This window comes from Paraperlucidibaca sp. (assembly GCF_982810325.1).
Map to the genome: position 1 here is coordinate 1 of NZ_CEYEMI010000021.1, position 20,877 is coordinate 20,877.

Genomic DNA, 20,877 nt, shown 5'->3' on the forward strand with positions numbered 1-20,877 from the left:
CTGCGTTTCAGCGATAGCGCGAGTATTCACTTCGCGAGCTAGCAGACGGTTGGTATCTAGGGTGCGGGCTTGTGTATCGCGGAGGAATGAAATCAGATCTTCATTGCTTAAGCGCAGCACAATAGCGTCGCTGACCATGCGATTAAGATAGCGAGCGCTGAGTATCAGAAAGACCCACCACACCGTGCCAATAGTCGACACCATAAGGCTCGTTGACGTTGGATGCAGTAGCAAATACGCCACTGCGGGCAGAAAGGCGGTAAGCGTAAAGCCAACAAAGGCGCGCAAATGGCCAGCATAGGCAGCGAGGGCGGTGATGCCTTGAGCGCCAAGAAGAGCGGATAACAAAATTTGTCGACTAGTAATGTCGGCATACAGCTCGCCATTGAGGAATACGCGAGGGTTGAGTGCAACTAAAGCGAAGGCCCAAAATGCGCCCGTTAATACGGCAGTGGCTATTAAAATAGTGCCTAGCCAGCGTGACCGTAGCTGAGGACTTCGGCTTAAGCCCCAGATCAAAAAGCCACGAAAAATTAAAAAGCCAATAAAGCTGCCGCCCCACAATGCGATGACTTTATTGCTGGCGTAAGGCCAGTCCCAAAGTATCCAAACCGCTAATAACACCGACAACGAAGTGATGATTAGAAAGCGCGGCAGTTGACGCTGCACTTGCGCAAGCAATGTCGTGCGCAAACGCTCGCTATGGCCAAGTGGCGCAGGGCGAGAGGGAGCATTTGTGTGCTCGGTAGCGTCGCCAGAGATGGCTGAGCGTGACATGGATGACGGCCCTCGTCGGTCGCCCATATGAGTGGGCGCTCTGTTGTTGCAATGGCTTACCTTACCATTCTCTGAACATTCGCGGAAACGACCTTCGCGCTGGTCTACAATAGCCCCATGAATGAACTTAATCTTTTAGACGGGCTCAACCCCGCACAACGCGATGCTGTCACTTGCGACAGCCAACACTTATTGGTTTTAGCCGGCGCTGGTTCGGGTAAAACGCGCGTTTTAACATCGCGCATTAGCTATTTCTGCCAACACTTTGCTATGTCGCCATTTGCCGTGTTGGCGGTGACATTTACCAATAAAGCCGCACATGAAATGCGCGCACGGCTTGAGCAGCAGCTCGGCATTGCCACGCAGCCGTTGTGGATCGGCACTTTTCATGGCCTGGCCCATCGTTTTTTACGCGCGCATTACGAGGCTGCGGGTCTGCCACAAAATTTCCAAATTTTAGATTCGGATGATCAGCTGCGCGTGGTTAAGCGGGTGATGAAAGAGTTGCAGCTCGACGAAGAAAAGTGGCCAGCACGGCAATCGGCAAGCTTCATTAATGGCAATAAAGAAGAAGGTCGCCGACCTGCGCACATTGCACACAATGGCGACCTATACACGGCAACACAGCTGCGTGTTTACAGCGCTTACGAAACCATTTGTCAACGCGGTGGCCTGATCGATTTCGCCGAAATTTTATTGCGCTGCCATGAGTTATTTCTCAAGCACGACGACATTCTCAAACATTATCAAGCGCGCTTTCGCATGATTTTGGTTGATGAGTTCCAAGACACAAACCGCATTCAATACGCATGGCTGCGCCTGCTCGCTGGTGAGCGCGGTATGCTCACGGCAGTCGGTGATGACGATCAAAGTATTTATGGCTGGCGCGGTGCCTGCATTGAAAACATTCGTACGTTTCAGCGCGATTATGCCGACGCTGAGCTGATTCGCCTTGAGCAAAACTATCGTTCGACCTCAGTTATTTTGCAGGCGGCAAATGCCGTGATTGCTAATAATGGCGATCGCATGGGTAAAAATCTGTGGACCGATAGAGGTGAAGGCGAGCCGATTTCGGTGTATGCCGCCTTCAACGATCTCGACGAGGCGCACTACATCGCCAAGCTCATCGATACGCGTTTTCGTAGCGGTGTAGCACGCCGAGATATGGCGATTTTGTATCGCTCCAATGCCCAGTCGCGCGTACTCGAAGAGGCCATGTTGCGCGCACAAATTCCCTATCGAATTTACGGCGGTCTACGCTTCTTTGAGCGCGCGGAAATTAAAAATGCCGTTGGCTATTTGCGCTTACTACTGCAACGCATAGACGACACGGCTTTTGATCGCGTGGTTAATACGCCCACCCGCGGCATCGGCGACAAAAGCCTAGATATGATTCGCCAGCTCGCACGTGAGCAGCAAGTGAGCCTATGGTCTGCTGCTGAGCAAGTGGTAGCCGAACGCCGTTTACCCGCTCTCGCCACCGGCAAAATCCAAGCATTTTTAACCTTGATCGATAATCTCGATGCCAATACACAGGGCGCATCATTGGGCGAGATAGTTGAAGCTGTGATCGAGCAAAGTGGCTTAGTCGCGCATCATGAAAAAGAGAAGGGTGAGAAGGGTCAAGCTCGCGTAGAAAACTTACGTGAATTGATTAGCGCCGCCCGCGAGTTCGATGTTGATGATCATGCGCAAGCCGAGGAAATACCGTCGCCATTAGCGGCATTTTTAGATCATGCCGCGCTCGAAGCTGGCGAGCAGCAGGCTGGTGAATTCGAAGATGCCGTGCAAATGATGACGCTACATGCCGCGAAAGGTCTGGAGTTTCCATTGGTGTTTTTGGCCGGTGTGGAGGAAGGTTTATTTCCGCACGAAATGGCTTTGCAGGAAAATAATCTCGAAGAAGAACGCCGTCTTTGCTATGTCGGTATTACTCGCGCCATGAGCGAGTTGGTAATTAGCTATGCCGAGGTGCGCCGACTCTATGGCACTGAAAGTTACCATGTCGCATCGCGCTTTTTGGGTGAAATCCCTGAGGCCTTATTGGCACCAGTACGTCAGCAAGCGCCACCTATGCGCGCGGGCTTTCGCGGCGGCTCAGGCTTTGCCTCAAATAGTAGTGGCCAAAGCTCATCTGGCTTTAAGCAAGAAACGCTGGGCGATGATGATGGTAGTGGCTGGCGCTTAGGCCAGGCGGTGAATCATCCGCGCTTTGGTGATGGTGTGATTTTAGCGTTTGAGGGCAGTGGGCCGAATGCTCGCATTCAAGTCAACTTTAGCGAGCTAGGCAGCAAGTGGCTGGTATCGCAATACGCGAGACTATCACGCAAGGGCTGATGTGCTTTAAGGCCGCCAGTGGTGCAGATAAGGGTCGCTAGCGGCTAAGATTTAGTGTGTCGAAAGCTCGCGGGTGTGGCCCTGATCATTGATGGCGACGAAGGTGAACAGGCCTTCAGTGAGCTTGGTATGGTTGCCTGTCAGGTCACTGACAGCCCAGACTTCGACCAAGATTTTCATCGATGAGCGACCGGTAGACAGCACTTCGGTGTAGAAGCCAACGATGTCACCAACTTTCACGGGCCGTAAAAAAACCATCGCATCGATGGCTACGGTTGCAGTACGGCCTTTCGCGCGTTTGCGTGCGGCAACGCCAGCAGCCAAATCCATTTGCGAGACTAGCCAGCCACCAAAAATATCGCCATTAGGGTTGGCATCGGCAGGCATAGCGATTGTTTGCAGGCAGAGCGTGCCGCGGGGCATTGGGTGATTTTCGGTGTCGCGAGGCATGAGGAAGTCTCCGAAGGCTCTTATTATGTTTGTGGGCAAGAGTACTCTGCAGCTAAGCAGCTGTCATTGAGCAAATGTATGCGCCTAGTGGCAAGTGATAAGCACCGCTCAGAGGCGCACAAAAATTCAGCGACACCCAACTGTCATCATTACGTCATATTTCATTGTCATCATGCGCTCCGTGAAACCAAACCGTCTCTAGTGGAGTGACAGATGAAAGCGAAAGTACTGATTGCCGCCTTAGGTTTAACCTTTGGTATGTCGGCTCAAGCCGCAGTTGATCCAGCGCTGCCCAGCTACACGAAAGCAAGCGGTGTTGCCGGCAACTTAACCAGCGTTGGTTCCGACACGCTAAACAACCTCATGACCTTGTGGGCTGAGGATTACAAAAAGCTTTACCCCAACATCAATATTCAAATTCAAGGCGCTGGTTCGTCAACAGCGCCACCTGCATTGACCGAAAGCACCGCTAACTTAGGCCCTATGTCGCGCATGATGAAGGGTGAAGAAATCGCCGCCTTTGAAAAGGCTAAAGGCTATAAGCCCACAGCCGTGCCGGTAGCTATCGATGCCTTGGCCGTGTTTGTGCACAAAGACAACCCCATCAAGTACCTAGATATGAAAGTACTAGATGCCGTCTTCTCCGACACGCGTAAGTGTGGCTTTAATAAAGCAGTGAATAATTGGGGCGATGTCGGCTTAACCGGCGCATGGGCCAAGCGCGACTTGCAAATTTACGGTCGTAACTCGGTGTCAGGCACTTATGGTTATTTCAAAGAAAAAGCCCTGTGCAAAGGCGACTTCAAAAACAACGTCAACGAACAGCCAGGTTCAGCCTCTGTAGTTCAGGCCATTGGTAGCTCCATCAATGGTATTGGCTACTCCGGTATTGGCTATAAAACATCAAGCGTGCGCACATTGCCGCTAGTTGGCAAAGATGGCGAAATCTATGACGCCAACGAGAAGAATGCGCTGAGCGGTAAGTATCCGCTGGCTCGTTTCCTCTATGTTTATGTCAACAAAGCGCCAAACAAGCCGCTGCAACCATTGGAAGCTGAGTTCGTGAAAATGGTGCTTTCCAAGCAAGGCCAAAGCGTTGTGGAAAAGGATGGCTACATCCCAATGCCTGCGAAAGAAGCTGCTAAAGTATTGAAAATGCTGGATCTGTAAGCTAAAAGCGAGCAGTAGATGTAAACAAGAGGGGCCTTCGGGCCCTTCTTGCCCAATCATGAGGGCCTAATCTTGGGCCTGGCGTTAGGTTGAGCACATGAAAAATACCAAGATTACCTCGGTAAATACGGCAGGCATGCGACGCAAGCGCGAGTTTAAAGACCGCTTAGCAAATCTGACTATCGGCCTCGGCGGCGTTGGCGTCATTGCCGCAATTTGTCTTATTTTCTTCTATCTCGTTTTTGAAGTCTGGCCACTATTTAGTGGCGCGGATTTAGAAAAAAAGGCCCCTGTGCAGACACAGGCGGTAGCACTGTATTTGGATGCTGATGAATACAACGAGTCTGGCATTCGAGTATTGGCCGATGGCCAAGTGCAAATTCTGGATGTGAAAACAGGCAAAATTGAGTCTGCCACGAAGCTGCCTTTGCCAGAAAAAGTGCGTATCGCTCACGTGCAGCGTGGGCCTATCTTGTCAGGCTTGGTGGGTATTGGTTTGAGTAATGGTCAGCTCCTAGTCGCCAAGCCAAAGTACGACATCAGTTACGGCCCAAATAACAGCCGCATTATTAATACTTCTCTCGCATTTCCATACGGTGAGACGCCATTAACTGTTGATCGTAATGGCGCACCATTACAAGTATTTGATGTTCGCGGTAATGATGAAGACCTTCGGGTTACAGCATTTGCAGAAGGCCGCGTGCAGCGTCTGAGCTTCTCAACCGGTGCTGAGGCTAGTAGCGGCTTATCACTATCTTTCGGTGATGATGACGCCGATAACAGCAACTTTACGGAAGTTGAGCGCGAAGACCTGCCTTATGCCGGCCGCAATGTTCAACAAATTATTGTCGGTCAAGATGGCAATTGGGCTTATGTTTTCCATGATGGAAATCGCGCAAGTGTGTTCAATGTGCGAAATGAGCCGATTTACACGCAAGAAGTGGCACTGACAGGCCCGACTGCCGATGTCACTGCCGTCGTAGCCTTACAAGGCAATGTGTCATTGATGGTTGGGGATAGCAGTGGTGAGCTCGCGCAATGGTTCATGGTGCGCGACTCTAGCAGTGGCAGCGATAGCTTTAATTTGCAGAAAATTCGCAGCATCAAGTTGGGCGACGCCGCTATCACCGCATTAGCACCTGAGGCGCGCCGCAAAGGTGTGGTCGCGGGTGATGCCAACGGCAATGTGTCGTACTACTACACCACATCTAATCGTTTAATTTTACAAGAAAGTGCCGGAACATCGCCGATACGTACAGTGGCAATGAGTGCGCGATCGCTTGGGCTTATGGTGCAGACCGACAATGCCTATAGCTTTTGGAAGCTTGAGATTGAGCATCCAGATATCTCTATACAGTCGACATGGAAGCCGGTTTGGTATGAGTCATATGAGGCGCCTACTTATACCTGGCAATCATCGTCTGGTACCGCTGACTTTGAGTCCAAGCTATCGCTGATGCCGCTGACTTTCGGCACCATCAAGGCTGCATTTTACGCCATGTTACTGGGCGCACCGTTAGCCATTTTTGGCGCCATGTACTCCGCCGTATTCATGTCGCCGAAGCTGCGCCGCAAGGTCAAGCCGACGATTGAGCTGATGGAGGCTCTGCCCACGGTCATCTTGGGCTTCTTGGCTGGGCTTTGGTTGGCTCCGACCATAGAAGACAATTTGCCTGGCATTTTCAGCCTACTAATACTGACGCCAATCACTATCGTACTCGTCGGTGGCTTATGGTCACGCTTGCCGCTAGAGAAGCGCGCCTTTGCCGATGGTTGGGCGCCGATGATCTTGATCGTGCCGCTGTTGATTACTGGCTACGCTTCATTTGCCTTTTCGCAGCCGATTGAAAACATGTTCTTTGGTGGCGATTTGCGCTCCTGGCTAGAAGTTAGCACTGGGCTTAATTTTGACCAGCGCAACTCACTTATCGTCGGCTTAGCCATGGGCTTTGCAGTAATTCCAAACATTTACGCCATTGCTGAAGATGCTTTGTTTGCGGTGCCGAAACATCTCACTAATGGCTCGTTGGCCTTGGGCGCGACGCAATGGCAAACCCTCATTCGCGTGGTGCTACCGACGGCATCGCCGGGCATTTTCTCGGCCTTGATGATCGGCCTCGGTCGCGCGGTTGGCGAAACCATGATCGTGCTGATGGCGACCGGTAACACCGCCATCATGGACTGGAATATTTTCGAAGGCATGCGCACTTTGTCGGCCAACGTGGCGGTAGAAATGGGCGAGGCTGAAGTAGGTTCAACTCACTTCCGAGTGCTGTTCTTGTCAGCATTGGTTCTGTTTGTACTCACCTTCATTCTCAACACGGTAGCCGAGGTGATTCGCACCCGGTTGCGTAAAAAATACGGCTCGCTGTAAGGAATACGCAGATGAAAACACGCGAATACTTCAAGTCTGGAGAAGCCTGGGTATGGCTAAATGCTGGCACGGTAGCGATCTCACTGATCATGGTGGTAGGCATTTTGAGCCTTATCGCTGTGCGCGGCCTAGGCCATTTCTGGCCTGCAGATGTTATGCAGGCCAGCTATTCGGCACCTGGCAGCACTCAAACTGAAATCGTCCTTGGTGAGATATACGACAGCAAGTTTGATACCGCTACGCGGCTGCGAGAGGCAGGCTTAGTCATCCCCGCCAATAAAGAATCAATTGAGCGTATATCGCTCAAGCTAGGTAATCGCGACATTACCGGTGCCGATTTTCGCTGGGTCTTTGCTGATGGCTTAAGCGATATTCGATATCCCACGGACATCGTTGCGTTGGAACGACAGGAGTGGGGCAACTTTTACGGTCGCCTACAGTCGGTGAGTGAAAATGGCCAGATCGTGGCTGAAGGTGCCGCTGCCTGGGATGTTTTGCAGGCGCGGATTGACCGCAGCAATGTGCTGCTAGAGGAAATTGCCGATATCGAGAAAAACGACATCGGTAAAATAAACTACGGCATTGAAAAGCTGCGCTTAGAAGAGCGGCGCTTGCAGATAGACAATGAGCTTACCGAGGAGGCAAAAGCCGACTTAGTGGTACGGCGTGCGGCACTGAATGAAAATTACGGGGCATTATCGGAAAAGCTCGAAGCACTGAAGTTACAGGCGAATCGCGACAGCGTGCAACTCACCGCCGGACAAGGCCAGGAACTGACTTTGCCGGTGAGCAAAATTGTTCAAGCTATTCAGCCTAACAATCTCAATGTATTCCAGAAATTAGCGGTCTATGGCCACAATGTCTGGGCTTTTTTATCTGGCGATCCGCGAGAAGCCAATACCGAAGGCGGCGTTTTCCCAGCTATTTTTGGCACCGTGTTAATGGTCTTGATGATGACCATCATGGTGACGCCGATGGGCGTAATCGCCGCGATTTATTTGCGCGAATATGCCAACCAGGGTGCAGTCACGCAGGTTGTGCGAATTGCGGTAAATAACCTTGCTGGCGTGCCCTCGATTGTCTACGGCGTGTTTGGTCTGGGCTTCTTTGTCTATTTTCTTGGCGCCAATATCGATACTTGGTTTTATCCAGAAGCCTCGCCTGCTCCAGTCTTTGGCTCGCCCGGCTTGCTCTGGGCATCGATTACGCTGGCGTTGCTGACCTTGCCAGTAGTGATTGTTGCCACCGAAGAGGGCTTGGCGCGTATTCCTCGCGCGCTGAAAGAGGGCTCATTGGCACTGGGTGCAACCAAGGCTGAGACCTTGTGGCGAGTAGTGCTGCCGATGGCAACGCCGTCGATCATGACCGGTGTCATTTTAGCCATAGCACGTGCAGCAGGCGAGGTTGCTCCGCTGATGTTGGTTGGCGTAGTAAAGCTGGCGCCGACACTACCGCTAGATGGCAACGCGCCCTTCCTGCATATGGAGCGCAAATTTATGCACCTAGGCTTTCATATTTACGATGTTGGCTTTCAAAGCCCGAACGTTGAGGCGGCACGGCCCTTGGTCTATGCCACCGCATTTTTGCTAGTGGCGGTGGTCGCCGGTTTGAACCTGACGGCGGTGAGTTTGCGTAACCGCTTACGTGAAAAATACAAGGCCCTTGAGTCGTAAGCGACCTAGCCCCTAATAGATTAGGAACGATAACCATGAATGATATTTCCCAGCGTGAACATGTAGTTTCAGCTAATGATGCCGGCGCATTTGGCCGAACGCGTCGAGAGCGTGACTTGTCGAGAGAGTCGATGTGCATTGAAACGCGCGACTTAAATTTGTTTTACGGCGCGAAGCAGGCCTTGTATGACATTAATATGCAGGTGCCAAAAAACCGCGTGACCGCGTTTATCGGTCCATCAGGTTGTGGCAAGTCGACGCTGCTTCGCACCTTCAACCGAATGAATGATTTGGTCGATGGCTGCCGCGTAGAGGGTGAAATTTTGCTCGATAAGCAAAATATTTTTGATCGCTCTGTCGACATCACTGATTTGCGCCAGCGCGTGGGCATGGTGTTTCAGAAGCCCAACCCATTCCCCAAAAGCATTTACGAAAATGTCGCTTACGGCCTGCGTTTGCAAGGGCAGAAATCCAAGCGTGTGCTCGATGAAGTCGTAGAGCAATCGCTACGGGGCGCGGCCTTATGGGATGAGGTGAAGGATCGCCTGCATGACAGCGCGCTCGGTCTTTCTGGTGGTCAGCAACAGCGCTTGGTCATTGCCCGCGCCATTGCAGTTCAGCCCGAAGTGTTACTGCTCGATGAGCCATGCTCGGCGCTAGATCCTATCTCCACGCTGAAAGTGGAGGAGCTGATTCACGAGCTGAAAGAGCAATTCACCATTCTCATCGTGACCCACAATATGCAGCAAGCTGCGCGCGTGTCTGACTACACGGCCTTTATGTATTTGGGCAAGATGGTCGAGTACGGCGATACCGATACGCTTTTTACCAATCCTAGCAATAAACAAACCGAAGACTATATTACCGGCCGCTACGGCTGATCGTGGAGATACTGCAATGAAGCGTGAAGATTATCGCCAACACATCTCGGCTCAGTTCAACGCAGAGCTCGACGAAGTGCGTAGTCACTTTTTGGCCATGGGCGGCTTGGTGGAGAAGCAAGTAACGGATGCTATTGCTTCTCTACTTGATGCTGATTCAGCGTTGGCCGTATCGGTACAGAATAATGACCGGCGCATAAACCAAATGGAGTCCGGCATTGACGAGGATATCGTGCGAATTTTAGCGCGGCGTCAGCCTGCAGCTTCAGACTTGCGCATGATCATTGCCATTGGAAAGTCGATTACCGATCTTGAGCGCATGGGCGATGAAGCAGCGAAAATTGCACGTGCTGCACAAACACTATGTGAAGAAGGTGAGGCTCCGCGCGGTTATTTAGAGTGCCGTCATATTGGTAGTCTAGTGCGCACAATGATCCATGAAACATTGGATGCTTTCGCTCATTTTGATGTTGAGCAAGCGTTTAAAGTGATGAAGGCCGATGCCGAGATCGACATGGAATATCGCACTGCCACGCGCGCCTTAGTCACTTATATGATGGAAGATCCGCGTGCTATTTCACGGGTGCTCAGCGTCATGGGTGTGCTGCGCTCATTGGAACGAGTCGGCGACCATGCCCGTAACATTGCCGAGCAGCTTATCTTCTTGGTGAAAGGTGCTGATGTGCGCCACGCTAGCTATGAACAAGTACAGCAGAAACTGGAGTCTTAGGACTCCAGTTCGCGCTCGATATGCGAGGGCATAAACGAGCAAGTAAAGCGTGAGCCGCGCCCGATTTCTGAATGAATATCGAGCGTGGCTTTGTGCTGCATAAGCACATGCTTGACGATGGCCAACCCCAGGCCCGTACCGCCGGTGGCCGTGCTACGAGCTGCATCGGCACGATAAAAGCGCTCGGTTAGGCGCGATAGATGTATCTCATCAATGCCCAAGCCATTGTCGCTGACACTAAAGTAGGCTCCCTTGCTGTCGCTCCACCAACGCACTGCAATGATGCCGGCATTTGGTGTGTACTTCACTGCATTGGTGACTAGATTTGAAAATGCTGAGCGCAAGTCGTTTTCGATGCCCAATAGACATAAGCCGGGCTCGCACTCTAGCGTGACGGTTTGCTGCTTCGGCGCGGCGAGCGCGAGTGCATCTTGATGAATTTGCTTGAGTAACTTTGGCACGCTCACGGTGCTTGGCTCGCGATCTTCCGGCTGATTTTCAAGGCGTGAAAGCAGCAGCAAATCATTGACCAGGTTATTCATGCGTGTGGCTTGTTGAGACATTTGCCCTAGCGCGCGCAGCCATCGTGGCTCGATGCCTTCAGGTTGATCAAGCAAGGTCTCTAGGTAGCCTGAGAGTACGGTGAGCGGTGTGCGTAGTTCATGCGAGACATTGGCGACGAAGTCTTTACGCATTTGTTCAAGGTTATGCAGACGTGTGATGTCGTAGACGATCATCAGGCGGTCATTGTCGCCAAATTGCGTAATTTCAAACTGTAGCTGGCGACCGGCGTGGCGCTGCGAGGCAACTTTTAAGTCTTCGTCATAGGTGTTTTGTTTGAAATAGCGAATGAAGCTTGGCGCTCGCACGAGATTGATCACTTGCTGACCTCGATCTTCGGGGCGGAAGCCAAGCAGTGTTTCGGCGGCAGGGTTCCACCATTCAAGATTACCTTGATTATCGATAAGGGCGACGGCCTCATCGAGAGCGGAGACTGATGAGCGCGCGCGATCGATAATGCTAAGTAGGTTGTCGCGCGCACGGCGCTCATTGCGGCGTAGTAAGTAGATGTCGCGGAAGACATCATCCCAAGCGCCATCGCTTTCGGGGACTGCTTGCTCGGTGGCGAGTAGCCAATGGCGTAGGCGAGATAGTTCTTTGAGCTGGCGGAACAGAAACCATGCTAATGCTGCGCACAGGCCGAGCAGTGCGTGGCCTGCAATATAGCCTAGACCAAGGCAAATACTGCTACCTAGGGCAATGCTTTTAAGCTCACGAGCTAGAACCGCACGCCTCACACAGGCTCTACCTTGTCGCTCATCTGCACCGAAAAGCGATAGCCGGTGCCACGCACGGTTTGAATGAAGCGATCATAGCCAAAGGGCTCGAGGGCTTTGCGCAAGCGACGAATATGAACGTCGATGGTGCGATCTTCGACATAGACATTGCCGCCCCAGACTTGATCAAGCATTTGCGTGCGGGTGTAGGCGCGCTCTGGGTGGCTCATAAAAAAGGCGAGTAAACGATATTCTGTTGGGCCCATTTCGACTAATTTGTCATCGGCACTGACGCGATGGCTGACTGGATCGAGCTTAAGGCCTTCAGCTTCAATGGCGCTTTCTTGGTGCAAGACATTGCTGCGGCGCAGCACGGCTTTGATTCTTGAAGCTAACTCGCGTGTTGAAAATGGCTTGGTGAGGTAGTCGTCGGCACCGGCATCTAGGCCTTGCACTTTATGATCTTCCTCGCCGCGAGCAGTGAGCATAATGATGGGGATCTCGCGCGTACTTTCATCGCGTTTGAGGCGGCGCGCTAGCTCAATGCCGCTCATGCCGGGCAACATCCAGTCCAATAAAATAAGGGCGGGGCGCTCATCGACAACGAGGTGGTGAGCCTGCAAGGCATCTTCGGCTTCGATGCAGTTGTAGCCGGCCAAGTCCAAGGCAATAGAAATCATCTCGCGGATGGCGGCTTCGTCGTCAACAATCAGAATCTTATCGCTAGGCATAACATGTCTCGAAACGGTTTAGATGACAGTGGCATTACAACGTGAAGACATGACAGAAATATGACGATGTAATGACTACGGTAATGCCAACATCTGTAACCATGCCATAAGCAAGGCGACAAAAAGCACCAAACCTACCCAGTGGTTGTGTTTAAACGCCGCAAGGCAGAGATGCTTGTCGCGGCTGGCGGTGTGCTGCCATTGCCAGATAAACAATACGAGCACGCCTGCTAGGCCTGCCCACCAAGGCCATGGCCATTGCATTTGATGGCCGACAAAGGCGAGTGCGGCGAGCCAAATGAGCTGTAGGCCAGCAATGACTACGCGATCTAGGTCGCCAAATAAAATAGCCGTCGATTTTACGCCAGCCTTTAGATCATCTTCACGATCGGCCATGGCGTATTGCGTATCGTAAGCCACTGTCCATGCTAGGTTGCCGGCATAGAGCAGCCAGCACAGGTCATCGGGCGTGCGGCCTTGAGCGACGAATGCCATTGGGATGGCCCAAGAAAATGCGGCACCGAGCACCACTTGCGGTAAGTAAGTAACGCGTTTCATAAACGGGTAAAGCACAGCTAGGCCGAGTGCGCCGAAGGACCAATAAAATACCTGTATTGGTAGCCAGAAAAGTAGCGTGGCGCTGAGAGCAATGAGTGCAGCAAAGAGCATCAAAGCTTCGCTGCCGAGAATGCGGCCGCTAGCCAATGGTCGGTCGGCGGTGCGCCATACTTGGCCATCGATATGGCGGTCGGCGTAGTCGTTGATAACGCAGCCTGCTGAGCGCATCAGCACCACGCCGGCGACAAAAATAGCCACGATCAATGGCTCGGGATGACCATCGCCAGCAATCCACAGAGCGATGAGCGTGGGCCAGAGTAATAGCCAAATGCCGATGGGCCGGTCGAGGCGCATCAGGGCGATAAAGTCGGGTAAGCGGTCGCGTGAAATCATGGCGTTATCGTGTCTGTATGGGCGCTGGCGGTCAACAGGGCGGGGAGAAAAGCTTCGGCCACTAGGATGGCTTGGCCGCGCAATAAAAAGCGCGAACGGCGAGCCCAGACGGTACTGGCATATGCGGGTAGTTTTAGCTGTGCATAGCGAATAGGGCCGCGCACCAATGCTGGGTCGCGAAACAATAAGCTGCCCAAGCTTTGGTTGCCCAGGCGAGTCAGGCGGCGATTAAGCCCGCCTAGACTTGGCCTTGGTAGCACTGAGCGTGCTTGCACCCAAGGCGTATCGATGCCCATTAAAACCACTTCGCGTATCCAAGCAAATTCGCCACGTCGCAGTTTCAATGTGCGTGCTTCTTCGGCACTGGGTAGGCCCCAGCCTTCGCAAATCACCTCAACTCGCAGCTCACTACCAGAGTGCTGGGCCAGCGAGCTTAGCCGCGCGGTGAGCGAGCCGGGCTCGGCTAGCCAAGAGCGCAAATCACGCTGCGATGACAGGCGAAGCTTTAGCGGCTCCTGCTGCCAATGGCGGGGATGTATCCATTTGCTTGGGCTATTTTGCATAAGTATCGCAATAGAAAAAAGCTATCGAAAGTTTTAGACCAACACATTGGCCATAATCAGGGCGCTATCATAACCTAGCCTAGTTGAAGCAGCGCTAAGGCGCGGAATTATACGAGGAGACTTGAGATGAAATTAGATATCACCATTACTGGTAAAAACTTAGAAGCCGCCTTTGCAGGCGAATCCATGGCCTTTATGAAATACAGCTATTTCGCCAAGCTAGCACGCGAAATGGGCGATGAGGCTACGGCAGTTGCTTTTGAAGAAACGGCGAAACAAGAGATTCAGCACGCGTTTGGCCACTTGGACTTACTCTATCCAAAGATCATGATGACGCCAGAAAAAATGCTTGAGGTGGCGATCGCTGGTGAGACCTATGAGTACAGCGAAATGTACCCAGGCTTCCGCGATACAGCAGTGAAAGAGCAGCAAGCCGATGCCATGAAAGAGTTTGAAGAGCAGATTGCTGAGTCGAAAGAGCACGCCGAATGGTTCAAGGCTGCGCTGAAAAAAGCCGAGAAACGTTTCGCCGCCTTAACTAAAGTAGAGGAGCGTCACGCCAACCATTACCGCGAGGCATTAGCAGCAGCACAAGCGCGCTAATTTCGGTAACATTGCGCGCTGACAGGGTTTGGCGCGTATCGATTTAAGTATCATCGGTGCGCGCACAGCATTAATTAACGATGGGGTGAGTTATGAAAAAGTGGCAATGCATTGTCTGTGGTTTTGTTTACGACGAAGCGGTTGGCATGCCTTGGGATGGTATCCCTGCCGGCACCAGCTGGAACGACATTCCCGATGACTGGGTCTGCCCAGACTGTGGCGTTGGTAAAGAAGATTTTGAAATGGTGGAGCTCTAAGTTATGCGCCCACTCGTTATCTTGGGAACCGGTTTGGCCGGCTACACGTTGGCGCGCGAATTTCGCAAGCTCAACAACGAGCGCCCGCTAATTATCCTGTCTCAGGATGACGGGCGCAGCTATTCCAAGCCCATGCTGTCGAATGCATTGGCTAAAGGCAAAACGCCAGACGAATTAGCCATGGCTTCGCCTGAGAAAGTGGCCGAGCAGCTTAAGGCTGAGGTGCGTGTGGCTAGCGCGGTATCGAACATTGACCCCGTAGCAAAAACACTCACCGTCAATGGCGAGTCGCTGGCCTACGAAGATTTAGTGTTAGCAGTAGGCGCCGATGTGTTCCGTCCACCATTGGGCGGCGATGCTGGCGATAGCGTATTGAGCGTTAATGATCTTGGCGATTACGCCATATTTCGCGAGCAGCTCGGCGAGTCAGCGAAGCGTGTATTGATCATTGGCGGTGGCTTAATTGGCTGCGAATTTGCCAATGATTTAGCTGCTAGCGGTCATAGTGTCACGGTGGTTGAGCCTATGGGCCGTCCATTACCAACGTTGCTGCCCGAGCGCGCCTCGAAAGCGGTTGAGGCTGGACTGCAAGGCTTGGGCGTGAGCTTTCTCTATGGTGCCAATGCTACTGCCGCCGATCATGCCGGCAACGGCATTCGCGTGAGTTTGGCAGATGGCCGTCATGCCGAGGCCGATATTGTGTTGTCGGCAATTGGCCTGCGCCCACGCTTAGGTTTGGCCGAAGTGGCTGGCTTGAATGTAGCGCGCGGCATCTGTGTCGATCGTTATCTGCGCACTAGTAATGCCAATATCTACGCCATTGGCGATTGCGCCGAAGTCGACGGCAAAGTACTGATGTATGTCTTGCCGTTGATGGCCAGCGCGCGAGCATTGGCGAAAACCCTAGCCGGCGAAGATACGGTGGTTAGCTATCCTGCCATGCCAGTGCAAATCAAAACACCGATTTGCCCGATTGTGGTGTCGCCTGTGGCGCCAAACACCGAAGGTGCTTGGGCGGTTGAGGCAGATGGAAATAATGTCAAAGCCAGTTTTTTAGCGAAAGATGGTCAGCTCTTGGGCTTTGCACTGACCGGAAGCTTCGCTAGTGACATGAAGACCAAGATGGAGATGGCGAGGGCTTTGCCGCCAATCTTGGCGTAAGCGTTAAGCACTCTCGCGGCACTAATATTTCCGCAATAAAAAAGCCTACGCCGTGGTTGTGCGTAGGCTTTTTGCTTTCAGCGAGATTGTTTGAGTAACAGCGATTAGCCACCGGACGCGGCGGCTTTCGACAGCAGATCGCGGGCGCGGTTAACGTCAACTTCAACAAAGTCGCCATTGAGATACATCTCGCCCAAGCGGCGCAATGCCTTCGGATAGCCACGGTTCGCAGACTCGGTCATATAGGCCAAGCCTTTCGCCGTGTTTTTTCGTATGCCATCACCGACTAAGAGCATTTGCGCGAAGTTAAACTGAGCTTCCGAGACACCTGAGTCGGCAGCCTTCTCAAACCATTCGGCGGCTTTGCGCTTATTGCGTTTTACGCCTACGCCTTGGTCATACATGATGCCAATATTGTTTTGCGCCGATGATGAGCCTAGTTGCGCAGCTTTCAGCACAAGTACGGCGGCGCGATTGCTATCGAGAGGTACGCCATTGCCTTCGTAATAGGCCATGCCGAGTGCATACAGTGCGGGCGGATAGTCTTGATCGGCGGCGGCACGAAACCAGCTATTAGCGAGATCGATATCGCGCGGGACGCCATTGCCGCTGGCGTAAAGTGCGCCTAAGTTATATTGCGCACGAGCTAAGCCTTGACGAGCGGCCAAGCTAAACCATTCTGCGGCTTTGATACGATTTCGCACCACGCCATCGCCGTTGTAATAAAGCACGCCCAAGTTGTATTGCGCATCGGCGGCGCCGGTCATTGCTGCTTGGCGAATTTGTCGCGGGCTAGCATCGACCTTATTGGTGCTTACGCGTGGAGCGGCGTCGACGAGGCCGCTGAGCATCAGCACGCTTAAAAGCAGGCCATTTCGTAAACGCAGCCAATACATAAATTACCTCGGTACACAGTCAAAAACATAAACACGCATGAAGAGTATGGGGCATTGCGTGAGTAAACAAGAGTATAGCTTCTATGCTAAGGCGTAGTGGCCTTCGTTGCTTAGCCAGCGACTCAGTAAATAGTTGTAGTTTTCGTGGCCATGTAAGCGCTCAGCTAATGCGCGCGCCGGCGAAATAAGTGCGGCATCTCGGACTAAATCGGCGAGACGAAATTGCACATCACCGGTTTGGCGAGTGCCTAATACTTCGCCGGGGCCGCGCAATTCTAGGTCTTTTTCAGCAATGACAAAGCCATCTTGGCTATCGCGTAAAATTTGTAGGCGCTCGCGAGCTAGTGCCGATACTGGCGTTTGATAGAGCAGCACGCAAAAGCTAGCGAGTTGGCCACGGCCGACACGGCCACGGAGTTGATGTAGCTGCGACAAGCCTAAGCGCTCAGGGTTTTCGATGACCATCAGCGTGGCATTGGGCACATCGACACCAACTTCGATGACGGTGGTGGCGACTAAAACCGCGATATTGCCGGCGACAAAATCGGCCATGACCGCGGCTTTCTCTGCGGCCTTTAATTGGCCATGCACCAGTCCTACTTTCAATTCGGGCAGCGCTGCGCTGAGCTCGGCCATTGCGGCCTCGGCTGCTTGTGCTTGAATTTGCTCGGACTGCTCAATGAGGGTGCAGACCCAATACACTTGCTGGCCGCTGGCGGCGTGATGGCGTATACGCTCGACCAGCGTGTCGCGGCGTGTATTTGCGAGCACCACGGTTTGGATGCCCTGGCGGCCTGGCGGTAGCGCATCGATGATGGAGGTGTCGAGATCGCCGTAAGCGCTCATCGCCAAGGTACGGGGAATCGGCGTCGCAGTCATGATCAGCTGGTGCGGCAGCCAGCCCGCGCTCAGGCCTTTTTCGGCTAATTGCAGGCGCTGCGCGACGCCGAAGCGGTGTTGTTCATCGATGATGACTAGCCCGAGTCGGGCGAACTGCACGCTATCTTGAAATAGCGCATGGGTACCAATGACTAACTGGCAGCTGGCATCGGCAAGACTAGCGAGTGAGGTGGCTCTGGACTTGGTGGTTTGTTTGCCCGAGAGCCATCCGACCGAAATGCCTAGAGGCTCAAACCAGCTGCGAAAACGCAGAAGATGCTGCTCGGCGAGTATTTCTGTTGGCGCCATGATGGCGACTTGCAGGCCGGCGGCCAGCGCTGGGCAGGCGGCAAGTGCGGCAACCACAGTTTTGCCAGCGCCAACATCGCCTTGCACGAGCCTGAGCATGGCGCGAGTTTGGCCTAGGTCGCGATGAATCTCCTGCACTACGCGCTGCTGGGCATCGGTGAGCGCAAAAGGTAGTGCTGCTAATAGTTGTTGGCTCAGCGAGTCATCGCAGCGCAAGGCTGGCGCAGAGGTATGGCGTTGGCGGTCGCGGCGTTGCAGAAGGCCCATTTGATGGGCAACTAACTCTTCGAACACGAGACGTTGCTGTGCCGGATGTAGGCCATCGCGTAATGCTTGGCGGTCACTGTCGGCGGTGGGTGCATGCACAGTGTGTAGCGCTTGCGCCAATGACCAGCCGCCGGCCTGTTGCGCGGGCAATTTATCGATCAGTACGGTGTCATTGAGCAACGGTAGTGCGCGTGCCATTAGCTCGCGAATGCGCCGTTGCGTGAGCCCCTCGACCAGCGGGTAGATGGGTGTGAGATGGTCATTCAAGCGCGCGTCGTCGTCATTCACCGTATCTGTATCAGCGAGCCACTCGACCTCAGGATGAATCATTTCTGGCCCGGCAGGCCCGGCGCGCACTTCGCCAAACACACGCAAGCGTTGGCCTTTGCTGTAGCTGTCTTTTTGCGATTGGCGAAAATGATAGAAGCGCAGTGTTAAGCCGCCACTGCCATCACGGAGGCGAACTAAAAGTGCTCGCCGCCGGCCTTGGATGATATCCGCGAGCACTACGTCCGCTTCAACTAAGGCGGTCATGCCAGGGATTAATGAGCCTAAGGCCGTGCGTTGCGTGCGATCTTCATAGTGCCGTGGCAACGTAAACAACAGGTCTTGCACGGTGTTTATGCCTAAGCGCTTGAGCCGCTCAGCTAAGGCAGGGCCGACGCCGCGCAAGCAAGCGATCGGGCGTTCGTGTAGCGCAAGAGTCGGCGAGTCGGACGCTGTGCCCACGTTTAGCGCTGCACCGCAGTGGTGCCGGGCAAGTCCAAACCTTGTAAGGCACGCAATAGTTCTTGCAGCGCGCGGGGCCGTGAAAATCTATGGCGACTGGCCAAGACAATGCGCCGATGTGGGCAGGGTTTGATCGGCCGAGTGGTGAGCTCATCATCGGTCAGCTGCTGTTCAGCGCTGGCGGGAATAAGTGTGATGCCCAGCCCCGATGCCACCATATGGCGCAAAGTCATCAGTGAGCTGCCAGAGTTGATGCCCGGCGTTTGGCCAACTTGGCAGGTTTCCAGCACTTGGTCGCGGAAGCAATGGCCTTCGCCCAGCATCAGCACAGGGCTTGAGCTAAGAACATCGGCGGGGATGATTTTCTTGCTAGCAAGGGCATGGTCGCGCGGCAGAAGTAACTGAAATGGCTCGTCGAATAATGCCGTTACGCGAGTTTCAGGCGGATCAAAGGGCAGTGCCACAATGATGGCGTCGAGCTCGCCGCGAGCTAAACGCTCTGCGAGCACATGAGTGTAGTTCTCCTCCAAGTACAATTTTAGCGGGCTGGCCTCGTGTTTCATGCGCCGCACGAGTGAGGGAAATAAATAGGGGCCAACGGTGAAAATTGCACCTAAGCGCAATGGCTCAGAAAACTCATCGCGTGATAAATCCGCCATGGCTTCGAATTTGTCGGCCTCGGCAAGCACCACATGAGCCTGAGAAATTAGGGCTTCGGCGGCAGGTGTAACCAGCACACCATGCCGGTGTCGCTCAAACAGGCTGAGGCCAAGCGAGTCTTCGAGTTTTTTCACTGCTACCGATAGCGTCGGTTGTGCGACATGACAGCGTTCGGCTGCACGGCCAAAGTGGCGTTCTTGTGCCAAGGTGACGAGATAGCGTAGCTCGGTTAAGGTCATAATATCTCTGGGCTAGGTCGTGCATTTCGCATGTAGCCAAAAACTATCAAAAATTGAGCTTATGTCAAAGATATTAATTGTCGGTGCGGGTGATGTTGGCGGCCGAATTGCTATTGAATTAGCTGAGCTAGGCCATGAAGTGTGGGCACTGCGGCGCACACCACAGGCAAATCAGAGCTTTTCTAGTGGTGGCAAGTTGATGTGGAGTGTTTGTGATGTCACCAAGGCCGAAACACTAAAATTACCACTAGGTCTGGATATAGTCATCAGTGCTTTAGCGCCGAGTGAGTCGGGTATGGTCGCCTATGAACAAGTCTATGTTGGTGGCGCTCGGGCATTGCAGCAGGCGCTAAAGGGCCAGTCGCTGAATCGTCAATTTTGGCTGTCATCAACGGGGGTTTATGGTGAGGATGCTGGCGAATGGATAGATGAGGCGACGCCGGCGCAACCAAAGAGAGACACGGCTAAGCTGTTATTGCAGGCAGAAGATGTTGTTAGGCAGTCGCCTTGGCCATCGACAATTGTGCGTTTGGGTGGCTTATATGGGCCTGGCCGCGAACGACTATTGCGCTGGGTGCGTGATGCCAAGCCAGTGCAAATGACCCCGCCGAGCTGGACTAACCGCCTGCATGTTGCCGATGCAGCAGGCTTAGTGGTGCACTTAGTGCAACAAAGTTTGGCTGGTGGCCGCGTTGAGTCCTTGCTACTTGGCGTGGATGATGCGCCGACGCCACAGCACGAGGTATTGGCGTGGTTGGCGCAACAGCTTGAATTGCCATCGTCGCCAGATAAGGCCGTTGTGCCAAATGCAAGCCAAGGTAAACGTATTAGCAACTTAGCGTTGCATCGTAGTGGTTATGCGCTGAGCTATCCGAGCTTTCGTGACGGCTATTTGACTTTGCTGCCAAAACTGTAATTTTTTGTAATTTGGTCGCTAGCTCTGGCCTTTCTGTGTGGATGTTG

At 53.2% G+C, this 20,877-nt stretch carries 19 protein-coding genes; 10 read left to right on the top strand and 9 right to left on the bottom strand.

Annotation, left to right across the window (positions count from 1 at the left end; all coding sequences use genetic code 11):
• Nucleotides 1-777: hypothetical protein (locus AC3DKE_RS08120; RefSeq protein ID WP_487990406.1), on the bottom strand; the 777-nt coding region annotated here is incomplete at its 3' end.
• Nucleotides 778-894: 117 nt separating this feature from the next.
• On the opposite strand from AC3DKE_RS08120, the gene uvrD reads away from it, so the two are divergent.
• The gene (gene uvrD / locus AC3DKE_RS08125; protein ID WP_340675895.1) at nt 895-3,114 is read left to right on the top strand and encodes a DNA helicase II; all 2,220 of its coding nucleotides are present in this window, start codon (nt 895-897) and stop codon (nt 3,112-3,114) included.
• A 51-nt stretch (nt 3,115-3,165) separates the two neighbouring features.
• On the opposite strand, the gene AC3DKE_RS08130 is transcribed toward uvrD, so the two are convergent.
• The gene (locus tag AC3DKE_RS08130; RefSeq protein WP_340675896.1) at nt 3,166-3,564 is read right to left on the bottom strand and encodes an acyl-CoA thioesterase; all 399 of its coding nucleotides are present in this window, start codon (nt 3,562-3,564) and stop codon (nt 3,166-3,168) included.
• A gap of 213 nt (nt 3,565-3,777) precedes the next feature.
• Here AC3DKE_RS08130 and AC3DKE_RS08135 point away from each other — a divergent pair, with 213 nt between their 5' ends.
• The 5 genes from AC3DKE_RS08135 (at nt 3,778) to phoU (ending at nt 10,392) form a co-directional block, all read left to right on the top strand.
• Nucleotides 3,778-4,734, top strand: coding sequence for a PstS family phosphate ABC transporter substrate-binding protein (locus tag AC3DKE_RS08135; RefSeq protein WP_340675897.1), 957 nt, complete (start codon nt 3,778-3,780; stop codon nt 4,732-4,734).
• A gap of 97 nt (nt 4,735-4,831) precedes the next feature.
• A complete protein-coding gene (locus AC3DKE_RS08140; protein WP_340675898.1) occupies nt 4,832-7,108 on the top strand; it encodes an ABC transporter permease subunit in 2,277 nt (758 codons plus the stop codon).
• 11 nt (nt 7,109-7,119) lie between these two features.
• Entirely contained in the window at nt 7,120-8,781 is a 1,662-nt protein-coding gene (gene pstA, locus AC3DKE_RS08145; protein ID WP_340675899.1) for a phosphate ABC transporter permease PstA, read from the top strand.
• A gap of 35 nt (nt 8,782-8,816) precedes the next feature.
• On the top strand, nt 8,817-9,662 hold the full coding sequence (pstB, locus tag AC3DKE_RS08150) for a phosphate ABC transporter ATP-binding protein PstB (RefSeq protein WP_449304930.1): 846 nt from the start codon (nt 8,817-8,819) through the stop codon (nt 9,660-9,662).
• 16 nt (nt 9,663-9,678) lie between these two features.
• On the top strand, nt 9,679-10,392 hold the full coding sequence (gene phoU / locus AC3DKE_RS08155; RefSeq protein ID WP_411729609.1) for a phosphate signaling complex protein PhoU: 714 nt from the start codon (nt 9,679-9,681) through the stop codon (nt 10,390-10,392).
• Here phoU and phoR read toward each other — a convergent pair.
• From phoR to AC3DKE_RS08175, 4 genes are all read right to left on the bottom strand, one after another.
• Complete coding sequence (phoR, locus tag AC3DKE_RS08160; protein WP_411729608.1) at nt 10,389-11,690, bottom strand: phosphate regulon sensor histidine kinase PhoR; 1,302 nt, start codon at nt 11,688-11,690, stop codon at nt 10,389-10,391. The two genes, phoU and phoR, sit on opposite strands and share 4 nt — an antisense overlap.
• Nucleotides 11,687-12,400, bottom strand: coding sequence for a phosphate regulon transcriptional regulator PhoB (gene phoB / locus AC3DKE_RS08165; RefSeq protein WP_340675902.1), 714 nt, complete (start codon nt 12,398-12,400; stop codon nt 11,687-11,689). The genes phoR and phoB overlap by 4 nt, the downstream gene beginning before the upstream one ends.
• Before the next feature lie 75 nt (nt 12,401-12,475).
• Nucleotides 12,476-13,351 carry a 4-hydroxybenzoate octaprenyltransferase gene (ubiA, locus tag AC3DKE_RS08170; RefSeq protein ID WP_411729607.1) on the bottom strand — a complete coding sequence of 292 codons (876 nt, stop codon included), beginning with the start codon at nt 13,349-13,351 and terminating at the stop codon, nt 12,476-12,478.
• The gene (locus AC3DKE_RS08175; protein WP_411729606.1) at nt 13,348-13,914 is read right to left on the bottom strand and encodes a chorismate--pyruvate lyase family protein; all 567 of its coding nucleotides are present in this window, start codon (nt 13,912-13,914) and stop codon (nt 13,348-13,350) included. Before AC3DKE_RS08175 ends, ubiA begins: the two co-directional genes overlap by 4 nt.
• A gap of 126 nt (nt 13,915-14,040) precedes the next feature.
• Between AC3DKE_RS08175 and AC3DKE_RS08180 the strand changes: the two genes are divergently transcribed.
• The 3 genes from AC3DKE_RS08180 to AC3DKE_RS08190 all read left to right on the top strand — a co-directional run bounded on the left by AC3DKE_RS08180 (nt 14,041) and on the right by AC3DKE_RS08190 (nt 15,935).
• Nucleotides 14,041-14,517 carry a rubrerythrin family protein gene (locus AC3DKE_RS08180; RefSeq protein WP_340675905.1) on the top strand — a complete coding sequence of 159 codons (477 nt, stop codon included), beginning with the start codon at nt 14,041-14,043 and terminating at the stop codon, nt 14,515-14,517.
• Nucleotides 14,518-14,609: 92 nt separating this feature from the next.
• Nucleotides 14,610-14,774: a rubredoxin gene (locus AC3DKE_RS08185; RefSeq protein WP_340675906.1), complete on the top strand. Its 165-nt coding sequence runs from the start codon at nt 14,610-14,612 to the stop codon at nt 14,772-14,774.
• A gap of 3 nt (nt 14,775-14,777) precedes the next feature.
• On the top strand, nt 14,778-15,935 hold the full coding sequence (locus AC3DKE_RS08190; protein ID WP_340675907.1) for an FAD-dependent oxidoreductase: 1,158 nt from the start codon (nt 14,778-14,780) through the stop codon (nt 15,933-15,935).
• A gap of 104 nt (nt 15,936-16,039) precedes the next feature.
• On the opposite strand, the gene AC3DKE_RS08195 is transcribed toward AC3DKE_RS08190, so the two are convergent.
• The 3 genes from AC3DKE_RS08195 to AC3DKE_RS08205 all read right to left on the bottom strand — a co-directional run bounded on the left by AC3DKE_RS08195 (nt 16,040) and on the right by AC3DKE_RS08205 (nt 19,914).
• Nucleotides 16,040-16,831, bottom strand: a complete 792-nt coding sequence (locus AC3DKE_RS08195; RefSeq protein WP_340675908.1) for a tetratricopeptide repeat protein — start codon at nt 16,829-16,831, stop codon at nt 16,040-16,042.
• Nucleotides 16,832-16,912: 81 nt separating this feature from the next.
• The gene (gene recG / locus AC3DKE_RS08200; RefSeq protein ID WP_487990411.1) at nt 16,913-19,015 is read right to left on the bottom strand and encodes an ATP-dependent DNA helicase RecG; all 2,103 of its coding nucleotides are present in this window, start codon (nt 19,013-19,015) and stop codon (nt 16,913-16,915) included.
• Nucleotides 19,016-19,017: 2 nt separating this feature from the next.
• On the bottom strand, nt 19,018-19,914 hold the full coding sequence (locus AC3DKE_RS08205; protein WP_411729604.1) for a hydrogen peroxide-inducible genes activator: 897 nt from the start codon (nt 19,912-19,914) through the stop codon (nt 19,018-19,020).
• A 61-nt stretch (nt 19,915-19,975) separates the two neighbouring features.
• On the opposite strand from AC3DKE_RS08205, the gene AC3DKE_RS08210 reads away from it, so the two are divergent.
• On the top strand, nt 19,976-20,830 hold the full coding sequence (locus AC3DKE_RS08210; protein ID WP_411729603.1) for an NAD(P)H-binding protein: 855 nt from the start codon (nt 19,976-19,978) through the stop codon (nt 20,828-20,830).
• Nucleotides 20,831-20,877 lie beyond the last annotated feature (47 nt).